The sequence below is a fragment of the Serratia sp. Z4 genome (assembly GCF_009900725.1).
GTDB classification, from domain to species: domain Bacteria; phylum Pseudomonadota; class Gammaproteobacteria; order Enterobacterales; family Enterobacteriaceae; genus Serratia; species Serratia nematodiphila.
On sequence record NZ_JAAABD010000012.1, the window covers coordinates 18,427 to 44,707 of the forward strand.

At 60.5% G+C, this 26,281-nt stretch carries 27 protein-coding genes; 21 read left to right on the top strand and 6 right to left on the bottom strand.

Going from position 1 to position 26,281, the window contains the following annotated elements; genetic code table 11:
* Window positions 1-60: 60 nt before the first annotated feature.
* Genes GT753_RS24030 through GT753_RS24040 form a run of 3 tightly spaced genes read left to right on the top strand, consistent with a single transcriptional unit; the run spans window position 61 to window position 1,900 of the window.
* A complete protein-coding gene (locus GT753_RS24030) occupies window positions 61-675 on the top strand; it encodes a methylthioribulose 1-phosphate dehydratase (RefSeq protein ID WP_075685772.1) in 615 nt (204 codons plus the stop codon).
* Window positions 672-1,361, top strand: a complete 690-nt coding sequence (gene mtnC, locus GT753_RS24035; RefSeq protein WP_160126036.1) for an acireductone synthase — start codon at window positions 672-674, stop codon at window positions 1,359-1,361. The genes GT753_RS24030 and mtnC overlap by 4 nt, the downstream gene beginning before the upstream one ends.
* Window positions 1,358-1,900: an acireductone dioxygenase gene (locus GT753_RS24040; protein ID WP_049241352.1), complete on the top strand. Its 543-nt coding sequence runs from the start codon at window positions 1,358-1,360 to the stop codon at window positions 1,898-1,900. The genes mtnC and GT753_RS24040 overlap by 4 nt, the downstream gene beginning before the upstream one ends.
* Before the next feature lie 17 nt (window positions 1,901-1,917).
* Here GT753_RS24040 and mtnA read toward each other — a convergent pair whose 3' ends face one another.
* A complete protein-coding gene (gene mtnA / locus GT753_RS24045) occupies window positions 1,918-2,946 on the bottom strand; it encodes an S-methyl-5-thioribose-1-phosphate isomerase (protein WP_160126037.1) in 1,029 nt (342 codons plus the stop codon).
* Window positions 2,947-3,092: 146 nt separating this feature from the next.
* On the opposite strand from mtnA, the gene mtnK reads away from it, so the two are divergent.
* On the top strand, window positions 3,093-4,292 hold the full coding sequence (mtnK, locus tag GT753_RS24050) for an S-methyl-5-thioribose kinase (RefSeq protein ID WP_160126038.1): 1,200 nt from the start codon (window positions 3,093-3,095) through the stop codon (window positions 4,290-4,292).
* Between the two features lie 73 nt (window positions 4,293-4,365).
* Here mtnK and GT753_RS24055 read toward each other — a convergent pair whose 3' ends face one another.
* Complete coding sequence (locus GT753_RS24055) at window positions 4,366-4,518, bottom strand: Hok/Gef family protein (protein WP_004930217.1); 153 nt, start codon at window positions 4,516-4,518, stop codon at window positions 4,366-4,368.
* Between the two features lie 284 nt (window positions 4,519-4,802).
* A complete protein-coding gene (gene fadE / locus GT753_RS24060) occupies window positions 4,803-7,259 on the bottom strand; it encodes an acyl-CoA dehydrogenase FadE (RefSeq protein WP_004930218.1) in 2,457 nt (818 codons plus the stop codon).
* Between the two features lie 246 nt (window positions 7,260-7,505).
* Here fadE and lpcA point away from each other — a divergent pair, with 246 nt between their 5' ends.
* Both lpcA and GT753_RS24070 read left to right on the top strand, forming a co-directional pair.
* Window positions 7,506-8,087 (top strand): D-sedoheptulose 7-phosphate isomerase, encoded by a 582-nt coding sequence (gene lpcA / locus GT753_RS24065; RefSeq protein ID WP_004930220.1) that lies wholly within the window; start codon window positions 7,506-7,508, stop codon window positions 8,085-8,087.
* A gap of 101 nt (window positions 8,088-8,188) precedes the next feature.
* A complete protein-coding gene (locus tag GT753_RS24070) occupies window positions 8,189-8,992 on the top strand; it encodes a class II glutamine amidotransferase (RefSeq protein ID WP_004930222.1) in 804 nt (267 codons plus the stop codon).
* Here the strand turns inward: GT753_RS24070 and dpaA are convergent.
* A complete protein-coding gene (gene dpaA / locus GT753_RS24075) occupies window positions 8,927-9,697 on the bottom strand; it encodes a peptidoglycan meso-diaminopimelic acid protein amidase (protein WP_004930225.1) in 771 nt (256 codons plus the stop codon). The two genes, GT753_RS24070 and dpaA, sit on opposite strands and share 66 nt — an antisense overlap.
* A gap of 554 nt (window positions 9,698-10,251) precedes the next feature.
* Here dpaA and GT753_RS24080 point away from each other — a divergent pair.
* The 10 genes from GT753_RS24080 (at window position 10,252) to GT753_RS24125 (ending at window position 18,536) form a co-directional block, all read left to right on the top strand.
* Window positions 10,252-11,601 carry a Na(+)-translocating NADH-quinone reductase subunit A gene (locus GT753_RS24080; RefSeq protein WP_160126039.1) on the top strand — a complete coding sequence of 450 codons (1,350 nt, stop codon included), beginning with the start codon at window positions 10,252-10,254 and terminating at the stop codon, window positions 11,599-11,601.
* Window positions 11,602-11,604: 3 nt separating this feature from the next.
* Window positions 11,605-12,846, top strand: coding sequence for an NADH:ubiquinone reductase (Na(+)-transporting) subunit B (locus GT753_RS24085; protein ID WP_160126040.1), 1,242 nt, complete (start codon window positions 11,605-11,607; stop codon window positions 12,844-12,846).
* Window positions 12,836-13,630, top strand: coding sequence for a Na(+)-translocating NADH-quinone reductase subunit C (locus GT753_RS24090; RefSeq protein ID WP_015376731.1), 795 nt, complete (start codon window positions 12,836-12,838; stop codon window positions 13,628-13,630). The genes GT753_RS24085 and GT753_RS24090 overlap by 11 nt, the downstream gene beginning before the upstream one ends.
* Window positions 13,623-14,252 (top strand): NADH:ubiquinone reductase (Na(+)-transporting) subunit D, encoded by a 630-nt coding sequence (locus tag GT753_RS24095; protein WP_004930232.1) that lies wholly within the window; start codon window positions 13,623-13,625, stop codon window positions 14,250-14,252. The genes GT753_RS24090 and GT753_RS24095 overlap by 8 nt, the downstream gene beginning before the upstream one ends.
* Before the next feature lie 6 nt (window positions 14,253-14,258).
* Window positions 14,259-14,855, top strand: coding sequence for an NADH:ubiquinone reductase (Na(+)-transporting) subunit E (gene nqrE / locus GT753_RS24100; protein WP_015376732.1), 597 nt, complete (start codon window positions 14,259-14,261; stop codon window positions 14,853-14,855).
* Between the two features lie 15 nt (window positions 14,856-14,870).
* The gene (gene nqrF, locus GT753_RS24105; RefSeq protein ID WP_033634097.1) at window positions 14,871-16,094 is read left to right on the top strand and encodes an NADH:ubiquinone reductase (Na(+)-transporting) subunit F; all 1,224 of its coding nucleotides are present in this window, start codon (window positions 14,871-14,873) and stop codon (window positions 16,092-16,094) included.
* Window positions 16,078-17,127, top strand: coding sequence for an FAD:protein FMN transferase (locus GT753_RS24110; RefSeq protein ID WP_174242178.1), 1,050 nt, complete (start codon window positions 16,078-16,080; stop codon window positions 17,125-17,127). The genes nqrF and GT753_RS24110 overlap by 17 nt, the downstream gene beginning before the upstream one ends.
* A gap of 7 nt (window positions 17,128-17,134) precedes the next feature.
* Complete coding sequence (gene nqrM / locus GT753_RS24115) at window positions 17,135-17,362, top strand: (Na+)-NQR maturation NqrM (RefSeq protein WP_075686137.1); 228 nt, start codon at window positions 17,135-17,137, stop codon at window positions 17,360-17,362.
* A 216-nt stretch (window positions 17,363-17,578) separates the two neighbouring features.
* A complete protein-coding gene (locus tag GT753_RS24120) occupies window positions 17,579-18,112 on the top strand; it encodes a type IV secretion protein Rhs (protein ID WP_075686139.1) in 534 nt (177 codons plus the stop codon).
* A 4-nt stretch (window positions 18,113-18,116) separates the two neighbouring features.
* Complete coding sequence (locus tag GT753_RS24125) at window positions 18,117-18,536, top strand: putative T6SS immunity periplasmic lipoprotein (RefSeq protein ID WP_075686141.1); 420 nt, start codon at window positions 18,117-18,119, stop codon at window positions 18,534-18,536.
* Window positions 18,537-18,601: 65 nt separating this feature from the next.
* Here the strand turns inward: GT753_RS24125 and GT753_RS24130 are convergent, their stop codons facing one another.
* Window positions 18,602-19,498 (bottom strand): glycerophosphodiester phosphodiesterase family protein, encoded by an 897-nt coding sequence (locus tag GT753_RS24130; protein WP_075686143.1) that lies wholly within the window; start codon window positions 19,496-19,498, stop codon window positions 18,602-18,604.
* Window positions 19,499-19,681: 183 nt separating this feature from the next.
* Between GT753_RS24130 and dinB the strand changes: the two genes are divergently transcribed.
* Window positions 19,682-20,743 (top strand): DNA polymerase IV, encoded by a 1,062-nt coding sequence (gene dinB / locus GT753_RS24135; RefSeq protein WP_021505001.1) that lies wholly within the window; start codon window positions 19,682-19,684, stop codon window positions 20,741-20,743.
* A 42-nt stretch (window positions 20,744-20,785) separates the two neighbouring features.
* On the opposite strand, the gene pepD is transcribed toward dinB, so the two are convergent.
* Window positions 20,786-22,246, bottom strand: coding sequence for a beta-Ala-His dipeptidase (pepD, locus tag GT753_RS24140; protein WP_021505000.1), 1,461 nt, complete (start codon window positions 22,244-22,246; stop codon window positions 20,786-20,788).
* A 339-nt stretch (window positions 22,247-22,585) separates the two neighbouring features.
* Between pepD and gpt the strand changes: the two genes are divergently transcribed.
* From gpt to proB, 4 genes are all read left to right on the top strand, one after another.
* Entirely contained in the window at window positions 22,586-23,044 is a 459-nt protein-coding gene (gene gpt / locus GT753_RS24145; protein WP_004930253.1) for a xanthine phosphoribosyltransferase, read from the top strand.
* 303 nt (window positions 23,045-23,347) lie between these two features.
* Window positions 23,348-24,595, top strand: coding sequence for an esterase FrsA (gene frsA, locus GT753_RS24150; protein ID WP_021504999.1), 1,248 nt, complete (start codon window positions 23,348-23,350; stop codon window positions 24,593-24,595).
* Between the two features lie 60 nt (window positions 24,596-24,655).
* On the top strand, window positions 24,656-25,057 hold the full coding sequence (gene crl / locus GT753_RS24155) for a sigma factor-binding protein Crl (protein WP_004930258.1): 402 nt from the start codon (window positions 24,656-24,658) through the stop codon (window positions 25,055-25,057).
* Window positions 25,058-25,173: 116 nt separating this feature from the next.
* A complete protein-coding gene (proB, locus tag GT753_RS24160) occupies window positions 25,174-26,277 on the top strand; it encodes a glutamate 5-kinase (RefSeq protein WP_015376738.1) in 1,104 nt (367 codons plus the stop codon).
* Window positions 26,278-26,281: the final 4 nt, after the last annotated feature.

Sequence of the window (26,281 nt, forward strand, 5' to 3'; positions counted from 1 at the left end):
AAATGCGAAAAAGTGCTTAGCCTGCCTGCTGACTGCTTTAGCGAACAGGAAACGATAATAATGACGGAGAATCCGCAAATTGCCGCGTTACTGGCGGCCTGCCACTGGATTGGCGACAAAGGCTGGTGTCCGGCGACCGGCGGCAACATGTCGCTGCGCCTCGACGAACGTCAATGCCTGGTTACCGAGTCCGGCAAAGACAAGGGCAGCCTGAGCGCCGCCGATTTTCTGCGGGTGGATATTGCTGACAATCATGTGCCGAGCGGCCGTACGCCGTCGGCGGAAACCGGGCTGCATACGCTGCTCTATCGCTTGTACCCGCACCTTGGCGCGGTGCTGCATACCCATTCCGTCAACGCCACCGTGTTGTCGCGGGTGGAACGCGGCGATGCGTTGGTGCTGCAGGGGTACGAAATGCAAAAGTCGCTCGCCGGCCAGCGCAGCCACCTGGACAGCGTGGCGATCCCCATTTTCGATAACGATCAGGACATTCCCCGGCTGGCGTCGCGCGTGGCGGCCTATGCCGAAGTCACGCCGCTGCAGTACGGTTTTCTGGTGCGCGGCCACGGTCTCTATTGCTGGGGAAGCCAGGTGGCGGAAGCCCGCCGCCATCTCGAAGGGCTGGAATTCCTGTTCCAGTGTGAACTGCAACGTCGCTTGCTGGAGGCGAAATGATCCGCGCTATCGTGACCGATATTGAAGGCACCACCAGCGATATTCGCTTCGTGCATCAGGTGCTGTTTCCCTATGCCCGTGAACGGCTGGCGGATTTTGTTCGCCGTCACGCCACGGAGAGCGAAGTCGCCGCGCCGCTGGCGGCGCTGCGCGCTGAAATTGACCAGCCACAGGCGGATCTCGACGCGCTGATCGCCGCGCTGTACCGCTTTATGGATGAAGACTGCAAATCCACCGCGCTCAAGGCGCTGCAGGGCATCATCTGGCGTAGCGGCTATCGCGAAGGGGATTTCCGCGGGCATCTGTACCCGGAGGTCGCGGGGCAGCTGGCCGCCTGGCAGCGTCAGGGGCTGCAGCTTTACGTCTATTCCTCCGGTTCGGTGGAGGCGCAGAAGCTGCTGTTCGGCCACAGCGACGCCGGCGATCTGCAGCCGCTGTTTAGCGGCTATTTCGACACGCACGTCGGCGCCAAGCGTGAAACCGCGTCGTACCGCAACATTGCGCAGGCTATCGGCATCGCGCCCGACGAACTGCTGTTCCTGTCCGATATCCACCAGGAGCTGGACGCGGCGCAGGCCGCCGGCTGGCATACCTGCCAGCTGATCCGCGATGAGGCGGACGCACAAAGCCGGCATCCACAGGTCAGCCGTTTTGATCACATCGATTTAGGGGAGTTTGTCTCATGAGTGGATTGACCATTTTCAGTGATACAGCGTCGCAGCAGCCGCTGTGGCAGAGCCGCGACGCGCAGGAAATCCAGCGCCAGCTGGCGCAGATCGGCGTGCGCTTTGAGCGTTGGCAGGCGGATCGCGAGCTGGGCGACAATCCGCAGCCGGAGGCGGTGATCGCCGCCTACCAGCATGAGATCGACCGGCTGGTGGCGGAAAAGGGCTACCAGAGCTGGGACGTGATCAGCATGCGACCGGACCACGAACAGCGTCAGGCGCTGCGTGAAAAATTCCTGTCCGAACACACGCACGGCGAGGATGAAGTGCGTTTTTTCGTTGAAGGGGCGGGGCTGTTTTGCCTGCATCTGGACGGCAAGATCTTCCAGATCCTGTGCGAAAAGAACGATCTGATCTCGGTGCCGGCCAACACCCGCCACTGGTTCGATATGGGCTCGGCGCCGCACTTTACCGCGATCCGGGTGTTCGACAACCCGGAAGGCTGGGTGGCGCATTTCACCGGCGACAAGATCGCCGATGCCTATCCGCGTCTGGACTGATCGTTAACCGGCGGGCGTTAACCCAGCGTCCGCCGGAAAATCCCCGCTTCAACCTGTTGCGGCGTGATCACGCCGCTGTCGAACACCCACCCGCTGATGAGTTTTGCCGGTGTGACGTCGAACGCCGGATTGTAGACCGGCGCATCGGTCGGCGCCCACTGGCAGGCGCCGAAGCTGCCTGAAACGCCGGTGACTTCGGCCGCTGCGCGTTGCTCGATCGGGATGGCGGCACCGTCCGGACAGTGCGGATCGTGGGTGGTATGCGGGGCAGCCACGTAGAATGGAATGCTATGGTAGTGCGCCAGCACCGCCAGGCTGTAAGTGCCAATCTTGTTGGCGACGTCGCCGTTGGCGGCGATGCGATCCGCGCCGACCCACACCGCATCGACCTGGCCCTGCGCCATCAGGCTGGCGGCCATCGAATCGCAGATCAGGCGATAGGGAATGCCCAGCTCGCCCAGTTCCCAGGCGGTCAGACGGCCGCCCTGCAGCAGCGGCCGGGTTTCATCGACCCATACCTGTTGCACCTTGCCCTGCTGGTGGGCGCGCAGCAGCACGCCGATGGCGGTGCCGACGCCGGCGGTGGCCAACCCGCCGGTATTGCAGTGGGTCAGCAGACGGCTGCCGGGCTTGACCAGCCCAGCGCCGCGATCGGCGATGCGATCGCACAGCCGGCGATCTTCCTCCACCAACCGCAGCGCTTCGTTCACCATCGCCGGCGCCCAGTCAGGCTCCGCCAGCGCCAGCTTCATGCGATCCAGATTGTTCATCAGGTTGACCGCCGTCGGGCGGGCGGCGCGCAGCGTGTGCAGCGCCTGCTCCAGCTCGGCGCGCGGCAGACCGCGTTCCGCCAGCAGCGCCAACAGCAGGCTGGCGGACAGCCCGATCAGCGGTGCGCCGCGCACCCGCAGGCTGTGAATGTGCCCGACCAACTCCTCCACGCTGTCGCAAGCGCGCCACCGCTTTTCCTGCGGCAGGGCTTGCTGATCGAGGATCCAAAGGCGGTTGTCCTGCAGGGTCAAACTGGTGGTGTTAAGCGCTTGCATCGGCGGTTAATTCCTTGTTGCGAGGTTATTGCATCTGAAACGCTATTCTGCCAACATGACTTCCAGATGTATAGACGTCCAAATGCTTTTACGTCTAAATAAACAGAATCGCTGGGGGCAGCGAGAGAGAACAGAGGGGTTGGGGAATGTCGCTTTATCGTACGTTTACGGCTGCCGATGCCGTTGAATACGCCCGCCAATACGGGCAGGTGGCCGATCCGCAGGCGCTGGTCAGCGCCGACGAGATCGGCGACGGCAACCTGAACCTGGTGTTCAAGATCCGCGATCGCGAAGGCGTGAGCCGGGTGATCGTCAAACAGGCGCTGCCCTACGTGCGCTGCGTGGGCGAATCCTGGCCGCTGACGTTGGATCGGGCGCGCATCGAAGCGGAAACGCTGTTGATCCACGGCGGTTTCTGCCCGCGGCATACGGTAAAAGTCTTGCATCACGATCCTGAGTTGGCGGTGATGGTGCAGGAAGATCTCTCCGATCATCGCATCTGGCGCAGCGAACTGGTGCAGGGGAACTATCATCCGCTGGCGGCCGGTCAGCTGGCGGAATACCTGGCGCAGACGCTGTTCCACACCTCCGATTTTTATCAGCCGGCGCAGCAGAAAAAGGCGGAAGTCAGCCGTTTCACCAACCCCGAACTGTGCCAGATCACCGAAGATCTGTTCTTTACCGATCCCTATATCGACCATGAGCGCAATCAGTTCGAGGCGGCGCTGTTGCCGCAGGCGCAGGCGCTGCGCGAGGATGCGCCGCTGAAGTTGGCGGTCGCCGGCCTGAAACATCGCTTCCTCAGCAAGGCGGAGGCGCTGTTGCATGGGGATATCCACAGCGGTTCGATCTTCGTGGCGGAAGGGCGATTGAAAGCGATCGACGCTGAATTCGGTTTCTACGGCCCGATCGGTTTCGATGTCGGCACTGCGTTAGGCAATCTGCTGCTCAACTATTGCGGCCAGCCGGGGCTGTTCGGGCCGCGCGACGCCGCCGCCGGGCGCGAGCAGCGGCTGCAGGATGTGCGCGAGCTGTGGCTGATCTTTGCCGATCGTTTCCTGGCGCTGTGCCATCAGCAAAGCCGCGATGCGGCGCTGGCGACGCCGGGTTACGCCGAGCAGTTCCTGCAGCAGGTCTGGAGCGACGCGATAGGGTACTGCGGCACCGAACTGATTCGGCGCACCATCGGCCTGGCGCACGTCGCCGATCTGGACAGCATCGCCGACGCTGACATGCGCCTCGACTGCCAGCGTCATGCGCTGGGTTTGGGGCGCACGCTGATCGTCAATGCACCGCAGATCGAGCATATCGACGCGCTGTTGGCGCGCATTCGTCAGCAAGGCTGAAAAGGCGGGTGCTCGTGGATCCAGCCTGACATCATCAGCCAACGGGCGGGGCGAACCCCGCCGTTGGGTTGCCTTACCGTTCGGATTCGTAAGCCAAAGTGGCCGCAACCTCCGAGTCTCCCAACCTGATGCGCAGTTCGCACAGCGAACCGCGGGTTAGCCAGATGAACGCGATCAGCGTCATACAGACGATCACCAGTTTAAGCACGACCCGTTTTTGCTGCATTTTTGACCTCCCTATCCTTGCCTTGCGGCGGGTAAGAGGCTAACCTGATGTTGCTTGGCATCAGAGTGGCCTCGGGTTGATAATATCGACTCGGGGCCTTTCTCTTTCTCTCCTTTGCCAAGGCGCCGGACAGAAAGATCCAGAGCACCCGCGGCGCAGTCTACCCGAACTTCCTTCCCGTTAAATCCGCCGTTGCGCCAACCTGCGGCGCGGTGCGCAGTTTGTCATGAAAGCAAAAGAAAAAGGGGCGATGATGATCGCCCCTTGGATGCGTGAAGTGAACCTTAAGCCGCTTCGGTCTGCTGCTGGCGCTTAGACTGCGCCGCCGGCTTTTCCGGCTTGGCGGCCGCCAGCGCGTCCGGCGCGAAGTCGTCTACGTTGATGGAGCGCAGGCGGCTCTCTTCGGCTTTCACCAGGATCTTCGCCTCGTCGGCGCTGATCTTGCCTTCTTCCAGCGCGCGCTCCGCCAAACGATCCAGACGGGTGAACGGCAGGTTTTTGCCGGCTGCCTTGCACAGGCGTTCGTGAATCGGCTCAGCGGCCATCACGTCGGCCAGCGCCGCTTCCAGCAGGCCGATTGGGTTATGCTCGCTCGGCGTCAGGTACTGGCCGCGCCCCAGACGGCTGCGGGTGGCGGAAGGCACCTGCAGGATCTTGGCCAGCTGATGATCCAGGCGATCGGACGGTGCGGTATGCACGCGGCCGAACGGGAAGACCACGAAGCGCAGCGCGCCGGCGATAAAGCGGTTCGGGAAGTTGCGCAGCAGATCATCCAGCGCCTGTTCGGCTTTATGCAGGCTGTCTTGCACGCCCCAATGCACCAGCGGCAGATCTTCTTTCTGACGGCCTTCGTCGTCAAAGCGTTTCAGCACGGCGGAAGCCAGGTACATCTGGCTGAGGATATCCCCCAGGCGAGCGGAGATGCGCTCGCGGCGCTTCAGGCTGCCGCCCAGCACGCCCATGGAAACGTCCGACAGCAACGCCAGGTTGGCGCTCAGGCGGTTCAACTGCTGATAGTAACGACGGGTCGCGTCCTTGGTCGGCGTGGCGCTGGTGCGGCCGTTGGTCAGGCCCAGCCAGAAGCTGCGTACCTTGTTGCTGCCGACGTGGCCCAGGTGGCCGAACAGCGATTTATCGAAGGCGTTCAGATCGTTGTTCTGCGCCGCCGCCATTTCATCCAGCACATAAGGATGGCAGCGGATCGCGCCCTGGCCGAAGATCATCATGGTGCGGGTCAGGATGTTCGCGCCTTCCACCGTGATGGCGATCGGTGCGCCCTGATAAGCGCGAGCCAGGAAGTTGGATTCGCCCAGCATGATGCCTTTACCGCCGGCGATGTCCATGGCGTCAACGATCGACTGCTGGCCGCGGTGCGTACAGTGGTATTTGACGATGGCCGACAGCACGGCCGGTTTCTCGCCCTGCACCAGTGCATAGGTGATCAGCGAAGCGGCGGCGTCCATCACATAGGTGTTGCCGGCGATGCGCGCCAACGGCTCTTCGATCCCTTCCATCTTGCCGATGGAGATCTTGAACTGACGGCGAATGTGCGCGTAGGCGCCGGTCGCCAGGGCGATGGATTTCAAGCTGCCGGTGGAGTTGGACGGCAGGGTGATGCCGCGACCGACCGACAGGCATTCAACCAGCATGCGCCAGCCCTGGCCGGCCATTTTCGGCCCGCCGATGATGTAATCGATCGGCACGAACACGTCGGTGCCGCGGGTCGGGCCGTTCTGGAACGGCACGTTCAGCGGGAAGTGGCGGTTGCCGATTTCCACGCCCGGCGTGCTGGTCGGGATCAGCGCACAGGTGATGCCCGGGGATTCGTTGTCGCTCAGCAGGCGGTTAGGGTCATGCAGTTTGAATGCCAAACCCAGCACGGTGGCGACCGGCGCCAGCGTGATGTAGCGCTTGTTCCAGGTCAGGCGCATGCCCAGCACCTGCTTGCCTTGCCATTCGCCCATGCACACGGTGCCCACGTCCGGGATCGCGCCGGCATCGGAACCCGCTTCCGGGCTGGTCAGCGCGAAGCAAGGGATCTCGTCGCCGCGCGCCAGGCCCGGCAGATAGTGGTTTTTCTGTTCTTCGGTACCGTAATGCTGCAGCAGTTCGCCCGGGCCGAGGGAGTTTGGCACGCCGACGGTGATCGCCAGGATGCCGGAAACGCCGGCCAGTTTTTGCAGCACCATCGCCTGAGCGTAAGGGGAGAATTCCAGGCCGCCGTATTCTTTCTTGATGATCATCGCGAAGAAACGGTGTTCTTTCAGGTATGCCCAGAGTTCAGGCGGCAGATCGGCCAGTTCATGGGTGATCTGGAAGTCGTTGGCCATGCGGCAGGCTTCTTCCACCGGGCCGTCGATAAACGCCTGCTCTTCTTCCGTCAGGCGTGGTTTCGGGTAGCTGTGCAGTTTGTTCCAGTCCGGCGCACCGCGGAACAGATCGCCTTCCCACCAGGTAGTGCCCGCGTCGATCGCTTCCTTCTCGGTGGTGGACATCGGCGGCATCACCTTGCGGAAGGCGCGCAGCGCCGGCGCGGAGAGCAGAGAGCGACGCACAGAGGAAAGGTTCAGCGGCAGCAGCACGATCGCCAGCGGCAGCAACAGCCAGAAGCTCCACAGGCCGATCGCGCCCATGGCGGCGGTGTACGCCACCAGGATCAGGCTGCTGAGGGTAAGGTTCACTCGGTGGTAGAACACCACGCCGAGGAGCGCCAGTAAAACGACAATACTAAGAACCATCATAAGAAGCTCCGAAGTAGTAAGAGGTCTGACCTGTTGTGTGTATGTAATAGGTTTTAGTACAAGGCAGAATTTTTATCAATGCGTTTACAGTTTAATTACAACTCAGGTCACAAACTGACAGCACCAATCATCAAAAACCTCTCCGCTTCCTTAACCGGCGCGCTGTTTGGCTGAGAATGCTTCTCGCTGTTTCCGCGATCCGGTACACTGCGGAACGGAAGATTTGACGATAACAAGAGGTTCCTCATGTACCACGACCTTATTCGCAGTGAACTGAACGAAGCGGCTGATACCCTGGCGAAATTTATCAATGACGACGCCAACATCGACGCCATCCAACGCGCTGCGGTGCTGCTGGCGGATTCCTTCAAAGCCGGCGGTAAAGTGATTTCCTGCGGCAACGGCGGTTCCCATTGCGACGCGATGCACTTCGCCGAAGAGCTGACCGGCCGCTACCGCGAAAACCGCCCGGGCTACCCGGCGATTGCCATCTCGGACGTGAGCCACCTGTCCTGCGTCAGCAACGACTTCGGCTATGAGTATGTGTTCTCGCGCTATGTGGAAGCGGTGGGCCGCGAAGGCGACGTGCTGCTGGGCATTTCCACCTCCGGCAACTCCGGCAACATCATCAAGGCCATCGACGCGGCGCGCGCCAAGGGGATGAAAGTGATCACCCTGACCGGCAAGGACGGCGGCAAGATGGCGGGTTCCGCCGATGTGGAAATTCGCGTGCCGCACTTCGGCTACGCCGATCGCATCCAGGAGATCCACATTAAAGCGATTCACATCTTGATTCAGCTGATCGAAAAAGAGATGGTTAAGGCGTAATAGCCTTCGGGGGGCTGCAGCTCCCCATGAATAAGACTGCGGGCGCCGCATATATGCCGCGCCCGCACAGCCTGTGTCAGTGTGGTTAAGGAGTGCTGGCGATGTGTGAACTGCTCGGGATGAGCGCAAACGTACCGACCGATATCTGCTTCAGCTTTACCGGCCTGGTACAGCGCGGCGGCCGCACCGGGCCGCATAAGGATGGCTGGGGCATTACCTTCTATGAAGGGAACGGCTGCCGTACATTCAAGGATCCGCAGCCGAGCTTCAACTCGCCGATCGCCCGCCTGGTGCAGGACTATCCGATCAAGTCTTGCGCGGTGGTGTCCCATATTCGCCAGGCCAACCGCGGCGAAGTGGCGCTGGAAAACACCCATCCGTTCACCCGCGAACTGTGGGGCCGCAACTGGACCTACGCGCACAACGGCCAATTGAAAGGCTATCGCCAGCTGGATACCGGCACGTTCCGCCCGGTCGGCCAGACCGACAGCGAATACGCGTTTTGCTGGCTGCTGCATCAGCTGGCGTTGAAATACCCGCGCACCCCGAGCCAGTGGCCGGCGGTATTCCGCTACATTGGCCTGTTGGCGAGCCAGCTGCGCAAGAAAGGGGTGTTCAATATGCTGTTGTCGGACGGGCGCTTCGTGATGGCGTATTGCTCCACCAACCTGTATTGGATCACGCGCCGCGCGCCGTTCGGCAAGGCGACGCTGCTTGATCAGGACGTGGAGATTGATTTTCAGCAACAGACCACACCGAACGATGTGGTCACGGTGATCGCCACCCAACCGCTGACCGCCAACGAAACCTGGCACAAGATTGAGCCAGGCGAGTTCGCGTTATTTCACTTCGGTGAGCGGCTTGTTCTGAGCGAAGGGGTTGGTGTTGGGCGTCGGGCTGGCTGACGCGTACTGCGTCATCATGCCGCCGCTGCTCATCAGCGGTTGACCCAAGACGTACTGGCCATTGACCACGCCCATTGTCGGCGGTTGGCGGTTCTTCGCGAAGTAATCGTAGCCCGGCTTCAGCTGGCGCCAGAAGGCGATATAGCTGGATGACGCATGGCGTTTCAGGTTCTGTTCGGTCATGCGGAACGGGTAGATGCTGATGTCGACGCGGCTTTGGCCATAGGCGAAGGCGGCTTCGACGTAGCGATAGATCTCATCCATATAGGTGTTGGTCATCGCGTAACAGCCGATCGATTTACATTCGCCGTGGATCATCAGATAAGCGCCGGAATAGCCCTGCGACTTATCGTAATCGTTAGGAAAACCGATATTGATCGCCCGATAATACTTGCTGTCGGGTTTCAGATGGCGCGCGTCAACGCTATAAAAGCCTTCAGGACTTTTAAAGTCGCCTTCACGACGTTTAGGACCCAGCCCGCCGGAGAAATTACAGATCGGGAACGTGTTGACCAGGCGGAATTCATTGCCCATTCTGGCATACAATTCCAGCTTGCGTTCCTCTTTGAAGATCTGAATATAGACCGGCGAACCCAATAATTGCTGTTTAACTACCGGCGCTTCGGGTACCTGCTCGCTGGCGCTGCAGGCCGTGATCATCGGCATAGAAACAAGCATCGCAAACAACAGCGCGATTTTGCTCATTATAATTCCTGCTTATATTTATCTGCCGGCGCAATCAACCTGGCCAGCATGCCACTGATTATTGTTTTTACTGCTGCAAAACACCGCCAGATTACCAGCGCGTTTATTTTTAGCAATACGTGATATGTATAAAAAAACGACAAAGCTCGATAAAAGTGAAATGACCGGCAGATTTTAACGATAAGTAGTGAAAAACAGGCGAAATTTAATTGCGTTTGCTTGACCCAAGTCACGACGTAACGCAGAACAATGTTGCGAACAATGTTAATATTCTCTCTTCAATTTAACGCGCGGTGGCGATTGAAGCGGCAGGGGTTATGGCATATAACCCGGCCGTTTCGGTGGTTATTTGGCTACAGGCCGTTAACACATCGATTGTCACGCAAATAACGGAGAGGGGGGAATCAAGGGAATGCGCGTTACCCCATATATTCACTGCGAGAAAGTTCATGTTGGGCGTGCCGCCATGCGCACTGCCCGGCAATCCTGGCATCGTCCGCACCCGCCTCTGGGGCCGGGCAGACGTGTAAACCAAACTACATCGTATAAATCCTATGATTAAGATCAGAAAAGGGCTGGATCTGCCGATAGCCGGGGTTCCGGTTCAGGCGATCCAAGATGGCCCGAACATTCAGCATGTCGCCCTGCTTGGGGAAGAGTATGTCGGAATGCGCCCCTCCATGCTGGTGCAGGAAGGCGATACCGTTAAGAAAGGCCAGGCGTTGTTCGAAGACAAGAAAAACCCCGGGGTTTTCTTCACGGCACCCGCCAGCGGCCGCATCGCCGCGATTAACCGCGGCGAGCGGCGCGTATTGCAATCGGTGGTGATTGCGCTGGAAAACGGCGGCGACGATCAGCTCGAGTTCGCGCACTACCCGCTGGGTGAACTGAGCCAGCTGCCGCGCGAACAGGTCGAAAGCGAACTGATCGCCAGCGGACTGTGGACCGCGCTGCGCACCCGTCCGTTCAGCAAGACGCCGGCTCCCGGCAGCGAACCGCGCGCCATTTTCGTCACCGCTATGGACACCCAGCCGTTGGCCGCCGATCCGCAGGTGATCATCGCCGAGCAGCAGGCGGCGTTCAACGCCGGGTTGGTGGTGCTGGCGCGCCTGACGGCAGGCAAGGTGCACGTGTGCCATGCCGCCGGCGCTTCGGTTGGCCAGCAGAGCGGCCCGCAGATCGCCTACAGCGAATTCGCCGGCCCACATCCCGCCGGGTTGGCAGGCACCCACATTCACTTCCTCGAACCGGTCAGCCTGAAGAAAACCGTTTGGCACATCGGTTACCAGGACGTGATCGCCATCGGCACGCTGTTCACCACCGGCAAGCTCGATACCCGCCGTGTGGTGGCGCTGGCCGGGCCGCAGGTGGCGCAGCCGGCGCTGCTGCGCACCCGCCTGGGGGCCAGCCTCGATGAGCTGACCGCCGGCCGCCTGAAAGGCGGCGAGAACCGGGTGATCTCCGGTTCGGTGCTGAACGGCATGCACGCCGCCGGGCCGAACGCCTGGCTCGGCCGTTTCCACTCGCAGGTATCGGTGCTGGAAGAAGGGCGCGACAAAGAGCTGTTCGGTTGGATCGTGCCCTCGCCGAACAAGTTTTCCATTACCCGCACCACGCTGGGCCACTTCCTGAAGAACAAACTGTTCGCCTTCTCGACCACCACCAACGGCGGCGAGCGCGCCATGGTACCGATCGGCAACTACGAGCGGGTGATGCCGCTGGATATTTTGCCGACGCTGCTGCTGCGCGATCTGCTGGCGGGCGACAGCGACAGCGCGCAGGCGCTGGGTTGTCTGGAGCTGGACGAGGAAGATCTGGCGCTGTGCACCTTCGTTTGCCCCGGCAAGTATGAGTACGCGCCGGTGCTGCGCGAGGTGCTGACCAAGATTGAGCAGGAAGGATAACCGATGGGCCTGAAGAATTATTTCGAGAAGATAGAGCATCACTTCACGCCGGGCGGCAAACTGGAAAAGTGGTACCCGCTGTATGAAGCGACCACCACGGTGTTTTACACCCCCGGCACGGTGACGCGCGGCGCTTCGCACGTGCGCGACGCCATCGATTTGAAACGCATGATGATCCTGGTGTGGCTGGCGGTGTTCCCGGCGATGTTCTGGGGCATGTACAACGTCGGCCAGCAGGCGATCCCGGCGCTGCACCATCTGTACAGCGGCGACGCGTTGCAACAGGTGCTGGCGGGCGACTGGCATTATCGCCTGGCGCAGTGGCTCGGCGCCTCGCTGGCGGCCGACGCCGGCTGGGTCAGCAAAATGGTGCTGGGCGCCTGTTACTTCCTGCCGATCTACGCCGTGGTGTTCGTCGTCGGCGGTTTCTGGGAAGTGCTGTTCGCCATTATCCGCAAGCATGAGGTCAACGAAGGTTTCTTCGTCACCTCTATCCTGTTCGCGCTGATCGTGCCGCCGACCCTGCCGCTGTGGCAGGCCGCGCTGGGCATCACCTTCGGCGTGGTGGTGGCCAAAGAGATCTTCGGCGGCACCGGGCGCAATTTCCTCAACCCGGCGTTGGCCGGCCGCGCCTTCCTGTTCTTCGCCTATCCGGCGCAGATCTCCGGCGATCTGGTGTGGACTTCCGCGGACGGTTTCTCCGGCGCGACGCCGCTGGCGCAGTGGAGCGCGGGCGGGGCGCACGGCCTGAGCAACGTAGCCACCGGCCAGTCCATCAGCTGGATGGACGCTTTCCTCGGCAATATTCCCGGCTCGATCGGTGAGGTGTCCACGCTGATGATCCTGATCGGCGGGGCGATTATCCTGTTTGGCCGCGTGGCCTCCTGGCGCATCGTCGCCGGCGTAATGCTCGGCATGGTGGCTTCCGCCATGCTGTTCAACGCCATCGGTTCGGACACCAACCCGATGTTCGCCATGCCGTGGTACTGGCATCTGGTGCTGGGCGGCTTCGCCTTCGGCATGATCTTTATGGCGACCGACCCGGTTTCCGCCTCCTTCACCAATAAGGGGAAATGGTGGTACGGCATTCTGATCGGCGTGATGTGCGTGCTGATTAGGGTGGTCAACCCCGCCTATCCGGAAGGCATGATGCTGGCGATCCTGTTCGCCAACCTGTTCGCGCCGCTGTTCGATTACCTGGTGGTGCAGGCCAACATCAAGCGGAGACAAGCCCGTGGCGAATGAAGCGAAAAATGACGGCATCGGTAAAACGCTGCTGGTAGTGCTGCTGCTGTGTCTGGTGTGTTCAGTGGTGGTGGCTGGCTCCGCCGTCGGCCTGAAGTCCAAACAGCAGGAGCAAAAGCTGCTCGATAAGCAGCGCAATATTCTCGACGTAGCCGGCCTGTTGCAGCCGAAAATGGAGAGCGAGCAGGTCAAGCGCCTGTACAGCGAGCGCATCGAACCGCGCCTGGTGGATCTGAACAGCGGCGAGTTTGTCGCCGGCAAAGCGGCGGCGTTCGATCTGGGCGCTGCGCTGCGCGACGACGCTAAAAGCGTGGCGCTGGCGGCGGGCGACGATCCGGCCGGCATCAAGCGCCGCAGCAACCAGGCGGAAATCTACCTGGTGCGCGATGAAAGCGGCCAGGTGAACAAGATTGTGCTGCCGGTGTACGGCACCGGTCTGTGGTCGATGATGTACGCCTTCGTGGCGCTGGATAACGACGGCAACACGGTCAAGGGCATCACCTACTACGACCAGGGGGAAACCCCGGGGCTGGGCGGTGAGGTCGAGAACCCGTCCTGGCGTCAGCAGTGGGTCGGCAAGCAGCTGTTCGACGATAACGGCCAGCCGGCGATCCGCGTGGTGAAAGGCGGCGCGCGTCAGGGGGATGTGCACGGGGTGGACGGCCTGTCCGGCGCCACGCTGACCTCCAACGGCGTGCAGCATACGTTTGATTTCTGGTTGGGCGAGCACGGCTTCGGCCCGTTCCTGAAAAAAGTTCGTGAAGGAGCGCTGAAAAATGGCTGATTCCAAAGAGATAAAGCGGGTCCTGCTGGGGCCGCTGTTCGACAATAACCCGATCGCCCTGCAGGTGCTGGGCGTCTGTTCGGCGCTGGCGGTGACCACCAAGCTGGAGACGGCGGTGGTGATGACCATTGCGGTGACGCTGGTGACCGCGTTCTCCAGCTTCTTCATCTCGCTGATCCGTCACCATATTCCCAACAGCGTGCGCATCATCGTGCAGATGGCGATCATCGCCTCGCTGGTGATCGTGGTCGATCAGTTGTTGCGCGCCTATGCGTTCGAGATCTCCAAGCAGCTGTCGGTGTTCGTTGGCCTTATCATCACCAACTGCATCGTGATGGGGCGCGCCGAGGCCTACGCCATGAAGTCGCCGCCGATCGAGAGCTTTATGGACGGCATCGGCAACGGGCTGGGCTACGGGGTGATCCTGGTGCTGGTCGGTTTCCTGCGCGAGCTGATCGGCTCCGGCAAGCTGTTTGGCGTACCGGTGCTGGAAACGGTGCAGAACGGCGGCTGGTATCAGCCGAACGGCCTGTTCCTGCTGGCGCCGAGCGCGTTCTTCATCATCGGCCTGCTGATCTGGGTGCTGCGCACCCTGAAGCCGGCGCAGATCGAAAAGGAGTAAAGGCCGATGGAACACTATATCAGCCTGTTTGTGCGCGCGGTGTTCGTCGAGAACATGGCGCTGGCGTTCTTCCTCGGGATGTGTACCTTCCTGGCGGTGTCGAAGAAGGTCTCGACCGCCTTTGGCCTGGGCATCGCGGTGACCATCGTGCTCGGCATTTCGGTGCCGGTGAACAACCTGGTCTACAACCTGATCCTGCGCGACGGCGCGCTGGTGGAAGGCGTCGATCTGAGCTTCCTCAACTTCATCACCTTCATCGGCGTGATCGCGGCGCTGGTGCAGATTCTGGAGATGATCCTCGATCGTTTCTTCCCGTCGCTGTATAACGCGCTCGGCATCTTCCTGCCGCTCATCACCGTGAACTGCGCCATCTTCGGCGGCGTGTCCTTCATGGTGCAGCGCGACTACAACTTCGCCGAATCGGTGGTGTACGGCATCGGTTCCGGCACCGGCTGGATGCTGGCGATCGTCGCCATGGCGGGGATCCGCGAAAAACTCAAGTATGCCAACGTGCCGGCAGGGCTGCGCGGCCTGGGCATTACCTTTATCACCACCGGACTGATGGCGCTGGGCTTCATGTCCTTCTCCGGTGTTCAGTTGTAAAGGCGGGAAGAATTTATGGAAATTATTTTAGGCGTAGCGATGTTCACCGCCATCGTGATGGTGCTGGTGTTGCTGATCCTGTTCGCCAAATCGAAGCTGGTGAACACCGGCGACATCGCGGTGGAAATCAACGGCGATCTGGATAAGAGCTTCCATGCGCCGGCGGGCGACAAGCTGCTCAACGTGCTCTCCAGCCAAGGGATCTTCGTCTCCTCGGCCTGCGGCGGCGGCGGCTCCTGCGGCCAGTGCCGGGTGGTGATCAAAGAGGGCGGCGGCGATATCCTGCCGACCGAGCTCTCGCACATCAACAAGCGCGAAGCGAAAGAGGGTTGCCGCCTGGCGTGCCAGGTGAACGTGAAGCAGAACCTGAAGATCGAGCTGCCGGAAGAGATCTTCGGCGTGAAGAAATGGGAATGCGAAGTTATCTCCAACGATAACAAAGCCACCTTTATCAAAGAGCTGAAGCTGAAGATCCCCGATGGCGAAGACGTGCCGTTCCGCGCGGGCGGTTTCATCCAGATCGAAGCGCCGGCGCACGACATCAGCTACGCCGACTTCGACGTGCCGCAGGAGTATCGCGGCGACTGGGACAAGTTCAACCTGTTCCGCTACCGCTCGACGGTGAATGACACCACGGTGCGCGCCTACTCGATGGCCAACTATCCGGAAGAAAAGGGCATCATCATGCTCAACGTGCGTATCGCCACGCCGCCGCCGAACAATCCGGACGTGCCGCCGGGCATCATGTCTTCCTATATCTGGTCGCTGAAGCCGGGCGACAAGGTGACCATCTCCGGGCCGTTCGGCGAGTTCTTCGCCAAGGACACCGACGCCGAAATGATCTTTATCGGCGGCGGCGCGGGCATGGCGCCGATGCGCTCGCACATCTTCGATCAGCTCAAGCGTCTGAACTCGAAGCGCAAGATCACTTTCTGGTACGGCGCGCGTTCGCTGCGCGAGATGTTCTATGAAGACGACTTCAACCAGCTGCAGGCGGAGAACGAAAACTTCACCTGGCACGTGGCGCTGTCGGATCCGCAGCCGGAAGATAACTGGACCGGCTACACCGGCTTTATCCATAATGTTCTGCTGGAGAACTACCTGAAAAACCACCCGGCGCCGGAAGACTGCGAGTTTTACATGTGCGGGCCGCCGATGATGAACGCCGCGGTGATCAAGATGCTCAAAGATCTGGGTGTCGAAGACGAAAATATCATGCTGGATGACTTTGGTGGCTAAATTGCGCGCATTGGCGACGAAGAACTGGCTGACGGGCGTGGCGCTGAGCGCCACCCTGCTGCTGACCGGCTGCGGGCCGGAACAGGTGGATCTGACGGGTAAAACCATGGGCACCTCGTATTCGATCCGTTACGTGACCGGCGACGATACGCCGTCGGCGCGCGAGATGCAGGCGGAGATCGACAAACGGCTGGAGCAGGTGAACGACCAAATGTCCACCTACCGGCCGGATTCCGAGCTGAGCCGCTTCAACGCCAGCCGCGACATTGAGCGGCCGTTCCCGGTTTCACCGGCGACCGCCGAGGTGGTGCGCGAAGCGCTGCGCATCAACCGAGTCACCGATGGCGCGCTGGACGTGACCGTCGGGCCGCTGGTCAATCTGTGGGGCTTCGGCCCGGAAGGGCGGCCGGACAAAGTGCCGAGCGAGGCGGAGCTGGAGCACCGCCGCGCCTGGACCGGTGCCGACAAGCTGTCGGTGCAGGGCAGCGCGCTGGTGAAAAGCATCCCCGAGCTGTATGTCGACCTGTCGTCGATCGCCAAAGGGTATGGCGTGGACGTGGTGGCGGAATACCTGCAATCGCAGCACGTGCAAAACTACATGGTGGATATCGGCGGCGAGGTGCGCACGCGCGGGCATAACGGCGAACAAAAGCCGTGGCGCATTGCCATCGAGCGCCCGACCGCCGGTACGCAGCAGCAGGCGCAGCTGGTGATCCAACCCGGGGAGATGTCGATCGCCACCTCGGGTGACTATCGCAACTACTTCGAGCAAGACGGGGTGCGCTATTCGCACACCATCGATCCGGTCACCGGGCGCCCGATCCATCATCGGTTGGTGTCGATCACCGTGCTGAGCCCGACCTGCATGACCGCCGACGGCCTGTCCACCGGCCTGAACGTGATGGGGCCGGAGCGCGGCATGGCGCTGGCCAACCTGCTCGGCATCCCGGTGTTCATGATCGTGAAAACCGCCGACGGGTTTGAGGAGCGTTATTCGGACGCGTTCAAACCCTATCTGAAAAAGCGTTCGTGAGGTTGCTATGTTGACGGTATTCGCCGCTACCTTCGTGTTGTTTCTGCTGATCGTCGGCGGCATGTCGCTGGGTTACGTGTTCAAACGCAAAAGCCTGCAGGGCAGCTGCGGCGGCATCACCGCGCTGGGCATGGAGAAAGTCTGCGACTGCCCGGAGCCGTGCGATGCGCGCAAAAAGCGCGAAGCCAAAGCGGCACAGCGGCGCGAGCTGTTGGACAAGCACCGCATTCTGTAGCGAAGCGAAAACCCGGCCTTGGCCGGGTTTTTTATTTGATAGGAAAAATGTACATCCTCTATTTTGTTCTTATCAAGCTTTAGGTCTTAAGGTTGATACAGCTCTCATTTTAAAAACATCCGGATTTTTCTGTTTCTTCTCAGTTGGTTAGCTCGTTGACTCGGTTGGTTGAAATATCGTCTTATTAGGTTTCTTTTGGATTTAGGGAGTTCCAGGATGGGACAACAACAAGAAGGGATAAAACGGGTGTTAACGGTGGGTGAAATTAATTTGGCCCGTTCCGTGTTTGGCAGGTCAGTTTTCTATGAGAAGGTGTTTGTCCACTGCGATAGCTATCTGCCGTTTGGATTGCAAGCCAGCAGAACGGCGATGGCGCCCAACGGAGAAGTCTGGTTTAGACAAGCTTTGTATAAGGCTGATTTTTCCTCGGCCGCTGCAGGTTTCCAGCATGTATTTATCCACGAAATGAGCCATGTCTGGCAGCACCAAAAAGGTATGTGGGTGAGAACCCGAGGTTTATTGAGTTGGGCTGCTGAATATAAATATCGACTCGATGGTAAACAGCTGTTGCATAACTACTCTATGGAACAGCAAGCTTCTATCATCGCTGATTATTGGTTCCTGAAGAAGTATGGTTACACTATCTGGCTGGGCGCGATTAACAATGGCGTGAATTTTCAGGGCGTAACGGATAAAACGATCGCCAGAAAATACGAATATACGCTTTCTCAGTTTCTTAAGCAGAGGTAACAGGATGAACCGCATTATTTTGGTTGGAACTCTGGCTTTGCTGCTCGCCGGCTGCATGCACATGAACGATCCGAGGCCAAAAAACTACTTGGCCAACGCCACTGTCGTTGATAACCACGTTTGTGTGCGGGTTCAACCTGAAGGGGACGAGCGGTTGGCCGGCGTTATTATCGAAGAAATCGGCAACGCCAACGCTATCTTCGGCAAGCACTTCACGGATAACGAGATGCCTGCGGTCACCGCAGCTACGTGCATTCCCGACGATAATTATAAATTCGAAGACGGGAAGTCTTACGGGGTATCGGTGACGCTGTTGTCGCCGGATAAACGAAATAAAGGTCTTGAGCCTGCCGCCCGGCTATTCGGCGCTGGGTTTAGTGTTCGCAATGAAAATGGCATCATCCAGGTAGTTCCTGCTCACTAACGGATGTTGAAAGCCATAAGGGCATGAGGTGGGATGTCGAACCGCCTTATGCCGTAGCCGGTTATTTATTTCGCCTTGCGGAAGCTTTTCGCCTCGGCCGGCGAGTTGACCATCACGCCGTCGGCGCCCAGCGCCAGCGCCTGCTGATATTCCTGCGGCGTGTTGACGCCGAACAGAATGATGTGCGCCGGGCCCTGCGAGCGGAAACAGTCCATCGATTCTTTATCCCAGGTCAGAAACGCCTTCGAGCGCCCTTCGCCGAGGGTGTACTTCTCTACCACTTCCACCTCGCGCTTCAGCTCCAGCCCATACCAGCGCGGCTGTCGGTTGTCCGGTTTGACATCGCACTGGTGCGCCATGGTGACGTTGGCCAGCAGCGTGCGGGTCTCGTCGCGGCTTTCAAAGCGCGGGACGGCCGGCGGCAGCGCCTGCAGGTATTTGGCATCGGTAGAGTAAACGCGGGTGCGGTTCAGGCTGTCGGTGCTTTCCAGCGTCGCCAGCAGCGCCTGGCCAAACTGCGCCGGATCGGCGTCCGGGGATTTGATGTCCAGATAGAAGGTGACGTGCGGAAACGCCTTTAGCACCTCGTCCAGCCGCGGAATGCCGATGCCCTGGCCGCGGAACGGATGCGCATCGCCTTTGGCGAACGCCCAGCCGGCATCGGTCTCGGCCAATTGCGCGGCGGTATAGGCAGAGACCGGGCCCTGCCGGTTGGTCAGCGCCTTCAGATCCGAGGGGCGATACAGCACGATGACGCCGTCTTTGGATGCTTGCAGGGTGATCCAAATGGCGTCGGCACCGTTTTTCAGCGCGGTTTCGATGGCGATGCGGGTGTTTTCCGGCGCATCGGCGGTGCCGCCGCGATGGGCGACGATCGCCGGCGCGTGACCGGTGGCGGCGCTGGCCGCCAACGCGCTCAGCGACAGCGCGGAAGCCAGCAGCCAATGAGAAAATCTGATCATGTAGAGTACCTTGTCGTTATCGTTGTGGTGAGCCGCACGGGATGGCGGAAATCATACTATTGAAAAATTAAGCTTTTTTAACAACGCGGAAATATCTGGCGGAAACGGCGCTTTCATCGAAGCCTGCGGCCTTGAGCTTTCGGTATCTGACTGTATACTTATACAGTGTTACTGGAGGGTGCGATGCGTAAAATCATTCATGTCGATATGGACTGCTTCTTCGCGGCGGTGGAAATGCGCGACGATCCCAGCCTGCGCGATATCCCGCTGGCGATTGGCGGCAGCGCCGATCGGCGCGGGGTGATCAGCACCGCCAACTACCCGGCGCGGCGCTACGGCGTGCATAGCGCCATGTCTACGGCGATGGCGCTCAAGCTGTGTCCGCATCTCACCCTGCTGCCGGGGCGCATGGCGGCCTACAAAGAGGCTTCGCTGCACATCCGTGAAATCTTCGCCCGCTATACCCCGTTGATCGAGCCGCTGTCGCTCGATGAAGCCTATCTCGACGTGACCGACAGCCCGCAATGCAACGGCTCGGCGACGCTGATCGCTCAGGAGATCCGTCAGGCGATCGCCGATGAGCTGAATCTCACCGCGTCGGCCGGCGTGGCGCCGATCAAGTTTCTCGCCAAAATCGCTTCCGAGATGAACAAGCCGAATGGGCAATACGTGATCACCCCGGCGCAGGTGCCGGCGTTTTTGCAGCAGCTGCCGCTCAGCAAAATCCCCGGCGTCGGCAAGGTGACCGCCAAACGGCTGGAGGAAGTGGGGCTTATCACCTGCGCCGACGTGCAGCAATACGATTTGGCGCAGCTGCTCAAGCGCTTCGGCAAGTTCGGCCGGGTGCTGTGGGAGCGGTGTCAGGGCATCGATCGGCGCGAAATCTCGGCGGAGCGGCTGCGTAAATCGGTGGGCGTGGAGCGCACGCTGGCGGAGGACATTCACGACTGGGAAGATTGCGAAACGCTGATTATCGACAAACTCTACCCCGAGCTGGAGATGCGGCTGCGTAAGGTGAAGCCGGATCTGCATATCGCCCGGCAGGGCGTGAAGCTGAAGTTTCAGGATTTTCAGCAAACCACCCAGGAGCACGTGTTCCCGGTGCTGAATCAGCAGGATTTGCTGGCGGTGGCGCGGCAGGCGTGGCGCGAACGGCGTGAAGGGCGCGGCGTGCGGCTGGTGGGGCTACATGTGACGCTGCTCGATCCGCAGCTGGAGCGGCAGCTGGCGCTGCCTTGGGAATAAAAAAGCCGGCGATTAGCCGGCTTTTTGCGTTAAGCGCGCAGATTACGCGCGCTCAGGGATCGCTTTCAGCAGCGAGGTCAGCAGCTTCCAGTACAGACCGACGCTTTCGATATGCACCTGCTCATCCGGCGAGTGCGGGCCGGTGATGGTTGGCCCGATCGATACCATGTCCATGTTTGGATACGGCTTTTTGAACAGACCGCATTCCAGGCCGGCGTGGATCACCATGATGTTTGGCGTCTTGTTGAACAGCTCCTGATACAGCTCGCGCACCAGGTGCATCACCGGCGAGTCGGCGTCCGGCTGCCAGCCCGGGTAGCCACCCTTCGGCGCCACGTTGGCGCCGGCCAGCTGGCCCAGCGCGGTCAGCATCTCGACCACGTAATCTTTGCCGCTGTCGATCAGGGAGCGGATCAGGCAGATGATTTCCGCTTCGTTTTCGCTGGTGGTGACTACGCCGACGTTCAGCGAGGTTTCCACTACGCCTTTGACCGCGTCGCTCATGCGGATCACGCCGTTCGGCGTGCCGTTCAGCAGCGCCAGGAAGCGTTGCTGGCTGTCGGCGCTCAGCGCCTGCGAAGCGCTGGTGACCGGCTCCAGCAGCACGGTGATGTTCTTCTCTTTAGCGGAGAGTTCGTTCTGCAGCACCGCCAGGAACTCCTGGCTCAGCGCTTTCAGCGCGTCGGCTTTTTCCGCCGGCACCGCAACCACCGCGGAGGCTTCACGCGGGATGGCGTTGCGCAGGGTGCCCCCATTCAGATCCAGCACGCGCAGGTTCAGTGCCGCCGCATGGGCGAACAGGAAGCGCGCCAGCAGTTTGTTGGCGTTGCCCAGCCCGACGTGGATCTCGGCGCCGGAGTGGCCGCCTTTCAGGCCCTTGAGGGTCAGCTTCAGGGTTTGGTAGCCGGCCGGCACCGCTTCGCGCTGCAGCGGCAGGGTGGTGATGAAGTCGATACCGCCGGCGCAACCCATGTAGATTTCGCCTTCTTCTTCGGAGTCGGTATTGATCAGGATGTCTGCCTGCAGCCAGTTTGGCTGTAGCCCGAAGGCGCCGTCCATGCCGGCTTCTTCGGTCATGGTCAGCAGCACTTCCAGCGGGCCGTGCTCAACGCTGTCATCGGCCAGCACCGCCAGGGCGGAGGCCATGCCGATGCCGTTGTCGGCGCCCAGCGTGGTGCCGCGCGCTTTCACCCACTCGCCGGCGATATAAGGCTGGATCGGATCCTTGGCGAAGTCGTGCACGGTGTCGTTATTCTTTTGCGGCACCATGTCCAGGTGCGCCTGCAGCGCCACCGGCTTGCGGTTTTCCATGCCTTTGGTGGCCGGTTTGCGCAGCAGGATATTGCCGACCTGATCGCGCTCGGCGTGCAGGTTCTTCTCTTTGGCCCAGGTGAGGATGTGCTGCGCCAGCGCTTCTTCATGATAAGAAGGGTGCGGGATAGAACAGATCTTGGCGAAAATATCCCACAGCGGCTGTGGCGAAAGCTGAGACAATTCAGACACTATAAGTCTCCTGTGACGGCAGGCTCCGACAGGACGGGCGTGCCGCGCGGTTGAGGTGAGCGGGTATCTGTGCGTCGTGGCACGATCGTTAGAGAATATCACTTTATTTCCGGCGGCGCGCGCCCCGTATTGTGCGGTTTAAGCGCTTGATCACACGGCTTCGCGGCGGGAACGTTCGCTTTTTCAGCATCAATCACCGAAAAGCCGCGCGGCGGAAATCGCGAGGTTTTCCTCGGTACAGCTGGAATTCAACGCGGCCAGTCTCTATAATCTCGCGCAACCTTTTTTCCCCTGAACTATAAAGTAAGCCGCTTCACCAGCCGGCTGGGACACGATTCTATGAGCGAAAAATACGTTGTTACCTGGGATATGCTGCAAATACATGCACGCAAGCTGGCGCACCGCCTGCTGCCTGCCGACAAATGGACCGGCATCATTGCCGTCAGCCGCGGCGGCCTGGTGCCGGCGGGCCTGCTGGCGCGCGAACTGGGCATTCGCTATGTGGATACCGTCTGCATTTCCAGCTACGACCATGACAACCAGCGCGAAATGAAAGTGCTCAAGCGCGCCGAAGGCGACGGTGAAGGCTTCATCGTGGTGGACGATCTGGTGGATACCGGCGGCACCGCAAAAGCGATCCGCGACATGTACCCGAAAGCGCATTTCGTCACCATCTTCGCCAAGCCGGCGGGCCGTCCGCTGGTGGACGACTATGTGATCGACATCCCGCAGGACACCTGGATCGAACAGCCGTGGGACATGGGCGTCAGCTTCGTTCCCCCTATCGGCGGTCGCTAAGCCCAGCCAGTTCCAAGTCAACGCCCGGTTATGCCGGGCGTTTGTTTAAGGATAAACGTGATGGCGTTGTCAGGCTTACCGAAGGCAAGATATAAAAAATAAGGAAAATCAATTTATTGATTTTCGGCCGTTGACCACAAAGGAGGAAAAACCACGCTTTTTCCTCCTTTGTCAGCCGCCCGACGCCCGGTTATGCCGGGCGTTTGCGTTATCTTGGTTTATCCCGCCAGAGTTAGGTACACTACCTCCAGTTAAGTAGGCCTGTTGCGGCCTATCGCCAGATTTACGGAGGCTGTTGTTACCATGGCACAGGCCAACCTTTCTGAAATTCTTTTCAAGCCCAAATTCAAACACCCTGAAACCTCGACGCTGGTGCTGCGCGCGCGCAACAAAGTCAGCGCCGCCATGCATTCCGCATTGGAAGGCGACACCACCGGCAGCTGGTACCGCATGCTGAACCCGCTGCTGTGGGCCTGGCGCGGCGTCAGCCCGATCGAAATCCACGAAGTGTTGGCGCGCATCGCCGCCTCCGACGCCGAGCGCAGCAATCCGCAGCGGCTGGATACCGTGGTGGGCTACCGCAACGGCAACTGGATCTACGAGTGGATCCATCAGGGCATGCAGTGGCAACAGCGGGCGACGGAGCAGCAAGATCCGCTGCTCGGCGGCGAATACTGGCTGAAGGCCGCGAGCCTGTACAGCATCGCCGGCTACCCGCACCTGAAGGGCGACGAACTGGCCGAACAGGCGGAGATGCTCGCCAACCGCGCGTACGAAGAGGCGGCGCTGCTGCTGCCGTATCAGCTGAAAGAGCTGGAGTTTCGCATCGAAGGCGGCGGCAGCGTCACCGGGTTCCTGCACATGCCGGAGAAGGGCGAAGCGCCGTTCCCGACGGTGCTGATGTGCGGCAGCCTCGATACGCTGCAGACCGACTATCATCGCCTGTTCCGCGACTACCTGGCGCCGCACGGCATCGCCATGCTGACGCTCGACATGCCGTCGATCGGTTCTTCCTGCAAATGGAAGCTGACGCAGGACTCCAGCTACCTGCACCAGCAGGTGCTGATCCAGCTGGCCTCGGTGCCGTGGGTGGATCATCAGCGGGTGAGCGCCTTCGGCTTCCGCTTCGGCGCCAACGTGGCGGTGCGATTGGCCTACCTGGAGCCGCAGCGGCTGCGCGGCGTAGCCTGCCTGGGGCCGGTGGTGCATCGCCTGCTGTGCGACAGCAGCACCCAGCTGAACGTGCCGGACATGTATATGGACGTGCTGGCCAGCCGCATGGGCATGGCTAACGCCTCGGACAACGTGCTGAAGGTGGAGCTGAACAGCTACTCGCTGAAAATGCAGGGGCTGCTGGGGCGCCGCTGCCCGACGCCGATGATCTCCGGCTATTGGGAGCGCGATACGCTCAGCCCGAAAGAGGAGTCGCAGCTGATCGTCACCTCCTCGGTGAGCGGCAAGCTGGTCGCCATCCCGCGCACCCCGGTTTACGACAGCTTCCACCGGGCGTTGCTGCAGATGTCCGGTTGGCTGAGGGACAAAATGCGTTAATTAGTTGCTAAATTTTAACAGTTTGTTAAAAAGAGTGGTCTACATTGAGGAGGTGAGAGAATGACGTTACCGAGTGGTCACCCTAAAAGCCGACTAATGAAACGTTTTGCCAGCTTGGGGCCGTACCTGCGTGAAGGGCAATGTGAAAACGACCGTTTTTTCTTTGATTGTTTGGCTGTCTGCGTCAATGTAAAGCCCGCTCCGGAGAAGCGCGAGTTCTGGGGCTGGTGGATGGAGCTGCAGGCGGAAGAGGCGCGCTTCACCTATTCGTACCAATTCGGCCTGTTCGACAAGGAAGGCGACTGGACGGCGCAAAACATTAAGGATGATGAAGTGAACGCCAAGCTGGAAGACACCCTGCGCGACTTCCATCGCCGCCTGGGCGAGCTGCTGGCGACCATGGAGCTGGGGCTGGAACCCGCCGACGATTTCAAAGAAAAACTGATCAAACTCTCCGCCTGACCCCGTTTGACCACGTATTGTGCTGATTTCGCGTTGTGCCTGTTGGCATAACGCGTCTCTCCTGTTACAAAGACCTTTGCACTCTTCTTCTCATCATTACACACGGCAGAAATACTATGAACGGCAGCCAGACATTGGTTGTGAAATTGGGCACCAGCGTGTTGACCGGCGGATCGCTGCGTCTGAACCGCGCCCACATCGTCGAATTGGTGCGCCAGTGCGCGCAGCAACACGCCGCGGGCCACCGCATCGTCATCGTCACCTCCGGCGCCATCGCCGCCGGGCGCGAGCACCTGGGCTATCCCGAGCTGCCCGCCACCATCGCCTCCAAGCAGCTGCTGGCGGCGGTAGGGCAGAGCCGGCTGATCCAGCTGTGGGAACAGCTGTTCTCCATTTACGGCATCCACGTCGGGCAGATGCTGCTGACGCGCGCCGATCTGGAAGACCGCGAGCGCTTCCTCAACGCGCGCGACACCATGACGGCGCTGCTGGACAACCGCATCGTGCCGGTAATCAATGAGAACGACGCCGTCGCCACCGCCGAAATCAAAGTGGGCGACAACGATAACCTGTCGGCGCTGGCGGCCATTCTGGCCGGGGCCGATAAACTGCTGCTGCTGACCGATCAGCAGGGCCTCTACACCGCCGATCCGCGCAACAACCCGCAGGCCGAACTGATCCGTGAAGTGCACGGCATCGACGACGCGCTGCGCGCCATCGCCGGCGACAGCGTCTCCGGTCTGGGCACCGGCGGCATGGGCACCAAACTGCAGGCGGCCGACGTGGCCTGCCGCGCCGGCATCGACGTGGTGATCGCCGCCGGCAGCAAGCCGGGCGTGGTGGCGGACGTGATCGAGGGCAAACCGGTGGGCACCCGTTTCCACGCGCTGGAAACCCCGCTGGAAAACCGCAAGCGCTGGATCTTTGGCGCGCCGCCGGCCGGTGAGATCACCGTCGATGACGGTGCGGTGGAAGCGATGATGGCGCGCGGCAGCTCGCTGCTGCCGAAAGGCATCCGCGAAGTGAAGGGCGACTTCTCGCGCGGCGAAGTGATCCGCATCCGCAACCTGGCGGGGCGCGATCTGGCGCACGGTGTCAGCCGCTATAACAGCGATGCGATGCGCATGATCGCCGGGCACCACTCGCAGGAAATCAGCGAGATCCTCGGTTACGAATACGGTCCGGTGGCAGTGCACCGCGACGATATGATTGTCAGTTAAGGAG

What these genes read in the sequence shown, in the direction of transcription:
- GT753_RS24125 (WP_075686141.1), top strand. Translation starts at nt 18,117, where the DNA reads ATGAACCGCATTATTTTGGTTGGAACTCTGGCTTTGCTGCTCGCCGGC.
- dinB (WP_021505001.1), top strand. Translation starts at nt 19,682, where the DNA reads ATGCGTAAAATCATTCATGTCGATATGGACTGCTTCTTCGCGGCGGTG.
- frsA (WP_021504999.1), top strand. Translation starts at nt 23,348, where the DNA reads ATGGCACAGGCCAACCTTTCTGAAATTCTTTTCAAGCCCAAATTCAAA.
- dpaA (WP_004930225.1), bottom strand. Translation starts at nt 9,697, where the DNA reads ATGAGCAAAATCGCGCTGTTGTTTGCGATGCTTGTTTCTATGCCGATG.
- GT753_RS24095 (WP_004930232.1), top strand. Translation starts at nt 13,623, where the DNA reads ATGGCTGATTCCAAAGAGATAAAGCGGGTCCTGCTGGGGCCGCTGTTC.
- GT753_RS24070 (WP_004930222.1), top strand. Translation starts at nt 8,189, where the DNA reads ATGTGTGAACTGCTCGGGATGAGCGCAAACGTACCGACCGATATCTGC.
- GT753_RS24130 (WP_075686143.1), bottom strand. Translation starts at nt 19,498, where the DNA reads ATGATCAGATTTTCTCATTGGCTGCTGGCTTCCGCGCTGTCGCTGAGC.
- gpt (WP_004930253.1), top strand. Translation starts at nt 22,586, where the DNA reads ATGAGCGAAAAATACGTTGTTACCTGGGATATGCTGCAAATACATGCA.
- GT753_RS24110 (WP_174242178.1), top strand. Translation starts at nt 16,078, where the DNA reads ATGACTTTGGTGGCTAAATTGCGCGCATTGGCGACGAAGAACTGGCTG.
- fadE (WP_004930218.1), bottom strand. Translation starts at nt 7,259, where the DNA reads ATGATGGTTCTTAGTATTGTCGTTTTACTGGCGCTCCTCGGCGTGGTG.
- nqrM (WP_075686137.1), top strand. Translation starts at nt 17,135, where the DNA reads ATGTTGACGGTATTCGCCGCTACCTTCGTGTTGTTTCTGCTGATCGTC.
- mtnA (WP_160126037.1), bottom strand. Translation starts at nt 2,946, where the DNA reads ATGCAAGCGCTTAACACCACCAGTTTGACCCTGCAGGACAACCGCCTT.
- crl (WP_004930258.1), top strand. Translation starts at nt 24,656, where the DNA reads ATGACGTTACCGAGTGGTCACCCTAAAAGCCGACTAATGAAACGTTTT.
- GT753_RS24040 (WP_049241352.1), top strand. Translation starts at nt 1,358, where the DNA reads ATGAGTGGATTGACCATTTTCAGTGATACAGCGTCGCAGCAGCCGCTG.
- proB (WP_015376738.1), top strand. Translation starts at nt 25,174, where the DNA reads ATGAACGGCAGCCAGACATTGGTTGTGAAATTGGGCACCAGCGTGTTG.
- nqrF (WP_033634097.1), top strand. Translation starts at nt 14,871, where the DNA reads ATGGAAATTATTTTAGGCGTAGCGATGTTCACCGCCATCGTGATGGTG.
- GT753_RS24120 (WP_075686139.1), top strand. Translation starts at nt 17,579, where the DNA reads ATGGGACAACAACAAGAAGGGATAAAACGGGTGTTAACGGTGGGTGAA.
- nqrE (WP_015376732.1), top strand. Translation starts at nt 14,259, where the DNA reads ATGGAACACTATATCAGCCTGTTTGTGCGCGCGGTGTTCGTCGAGAAC.
- GT753_RS24030 (WP_075685772.1), top strand. Translation starts at nt 61, where the DNA reads ATGACGGAGAATCCGCAAATTGCCGCGTTACTGGCGGCCTGCCACTGG.
- lpcA (WP_004930220.1), top strand. Translation starts at nt 7,506, where the DNA reads ATGTACCACGACCTTATTCGCAGTGAACTGAACGAAGCGGCTGATACC.
- mtnC (WP_160126036.1), top strand. Translation starts at nt 672, where the DNA reads ATGATCCGCGCTATCGTGACCGATATTGAAGGCACCACCAGCGATATT.
- GT753_RS24055 (WP_004930217.1), bottom strand. Translation starts at nt 4,518, where the DNA reads ATGCAGCAAAAACGGGTCGTGCTTAAACTGGTGATCGTCTGTATGACG.
- GT753_RS24080 (WP_160126039.1), top strand. Translation starts at nt 10,252, where the DNA reads ATGATTAAGATCAGAAAAGGGCTGGATCTGCCGATAGCCGGGGTTCCG.
- GT753_RS24085 (WP_160126040.1), top strand. Translation starts at nt 11,605, where the DNA reads ATGGGCCTGAAGAATTATTTCGAGAAGATAGAGCATCACTTCACGCCG.
- mtnK (WP_160126038.1), top strand. Translation starts at nt 3,093, where the DNA reads ATGTCGCTTTATCGTACGTTTACGGCTGCCGATGCCGTTGAATACGCC.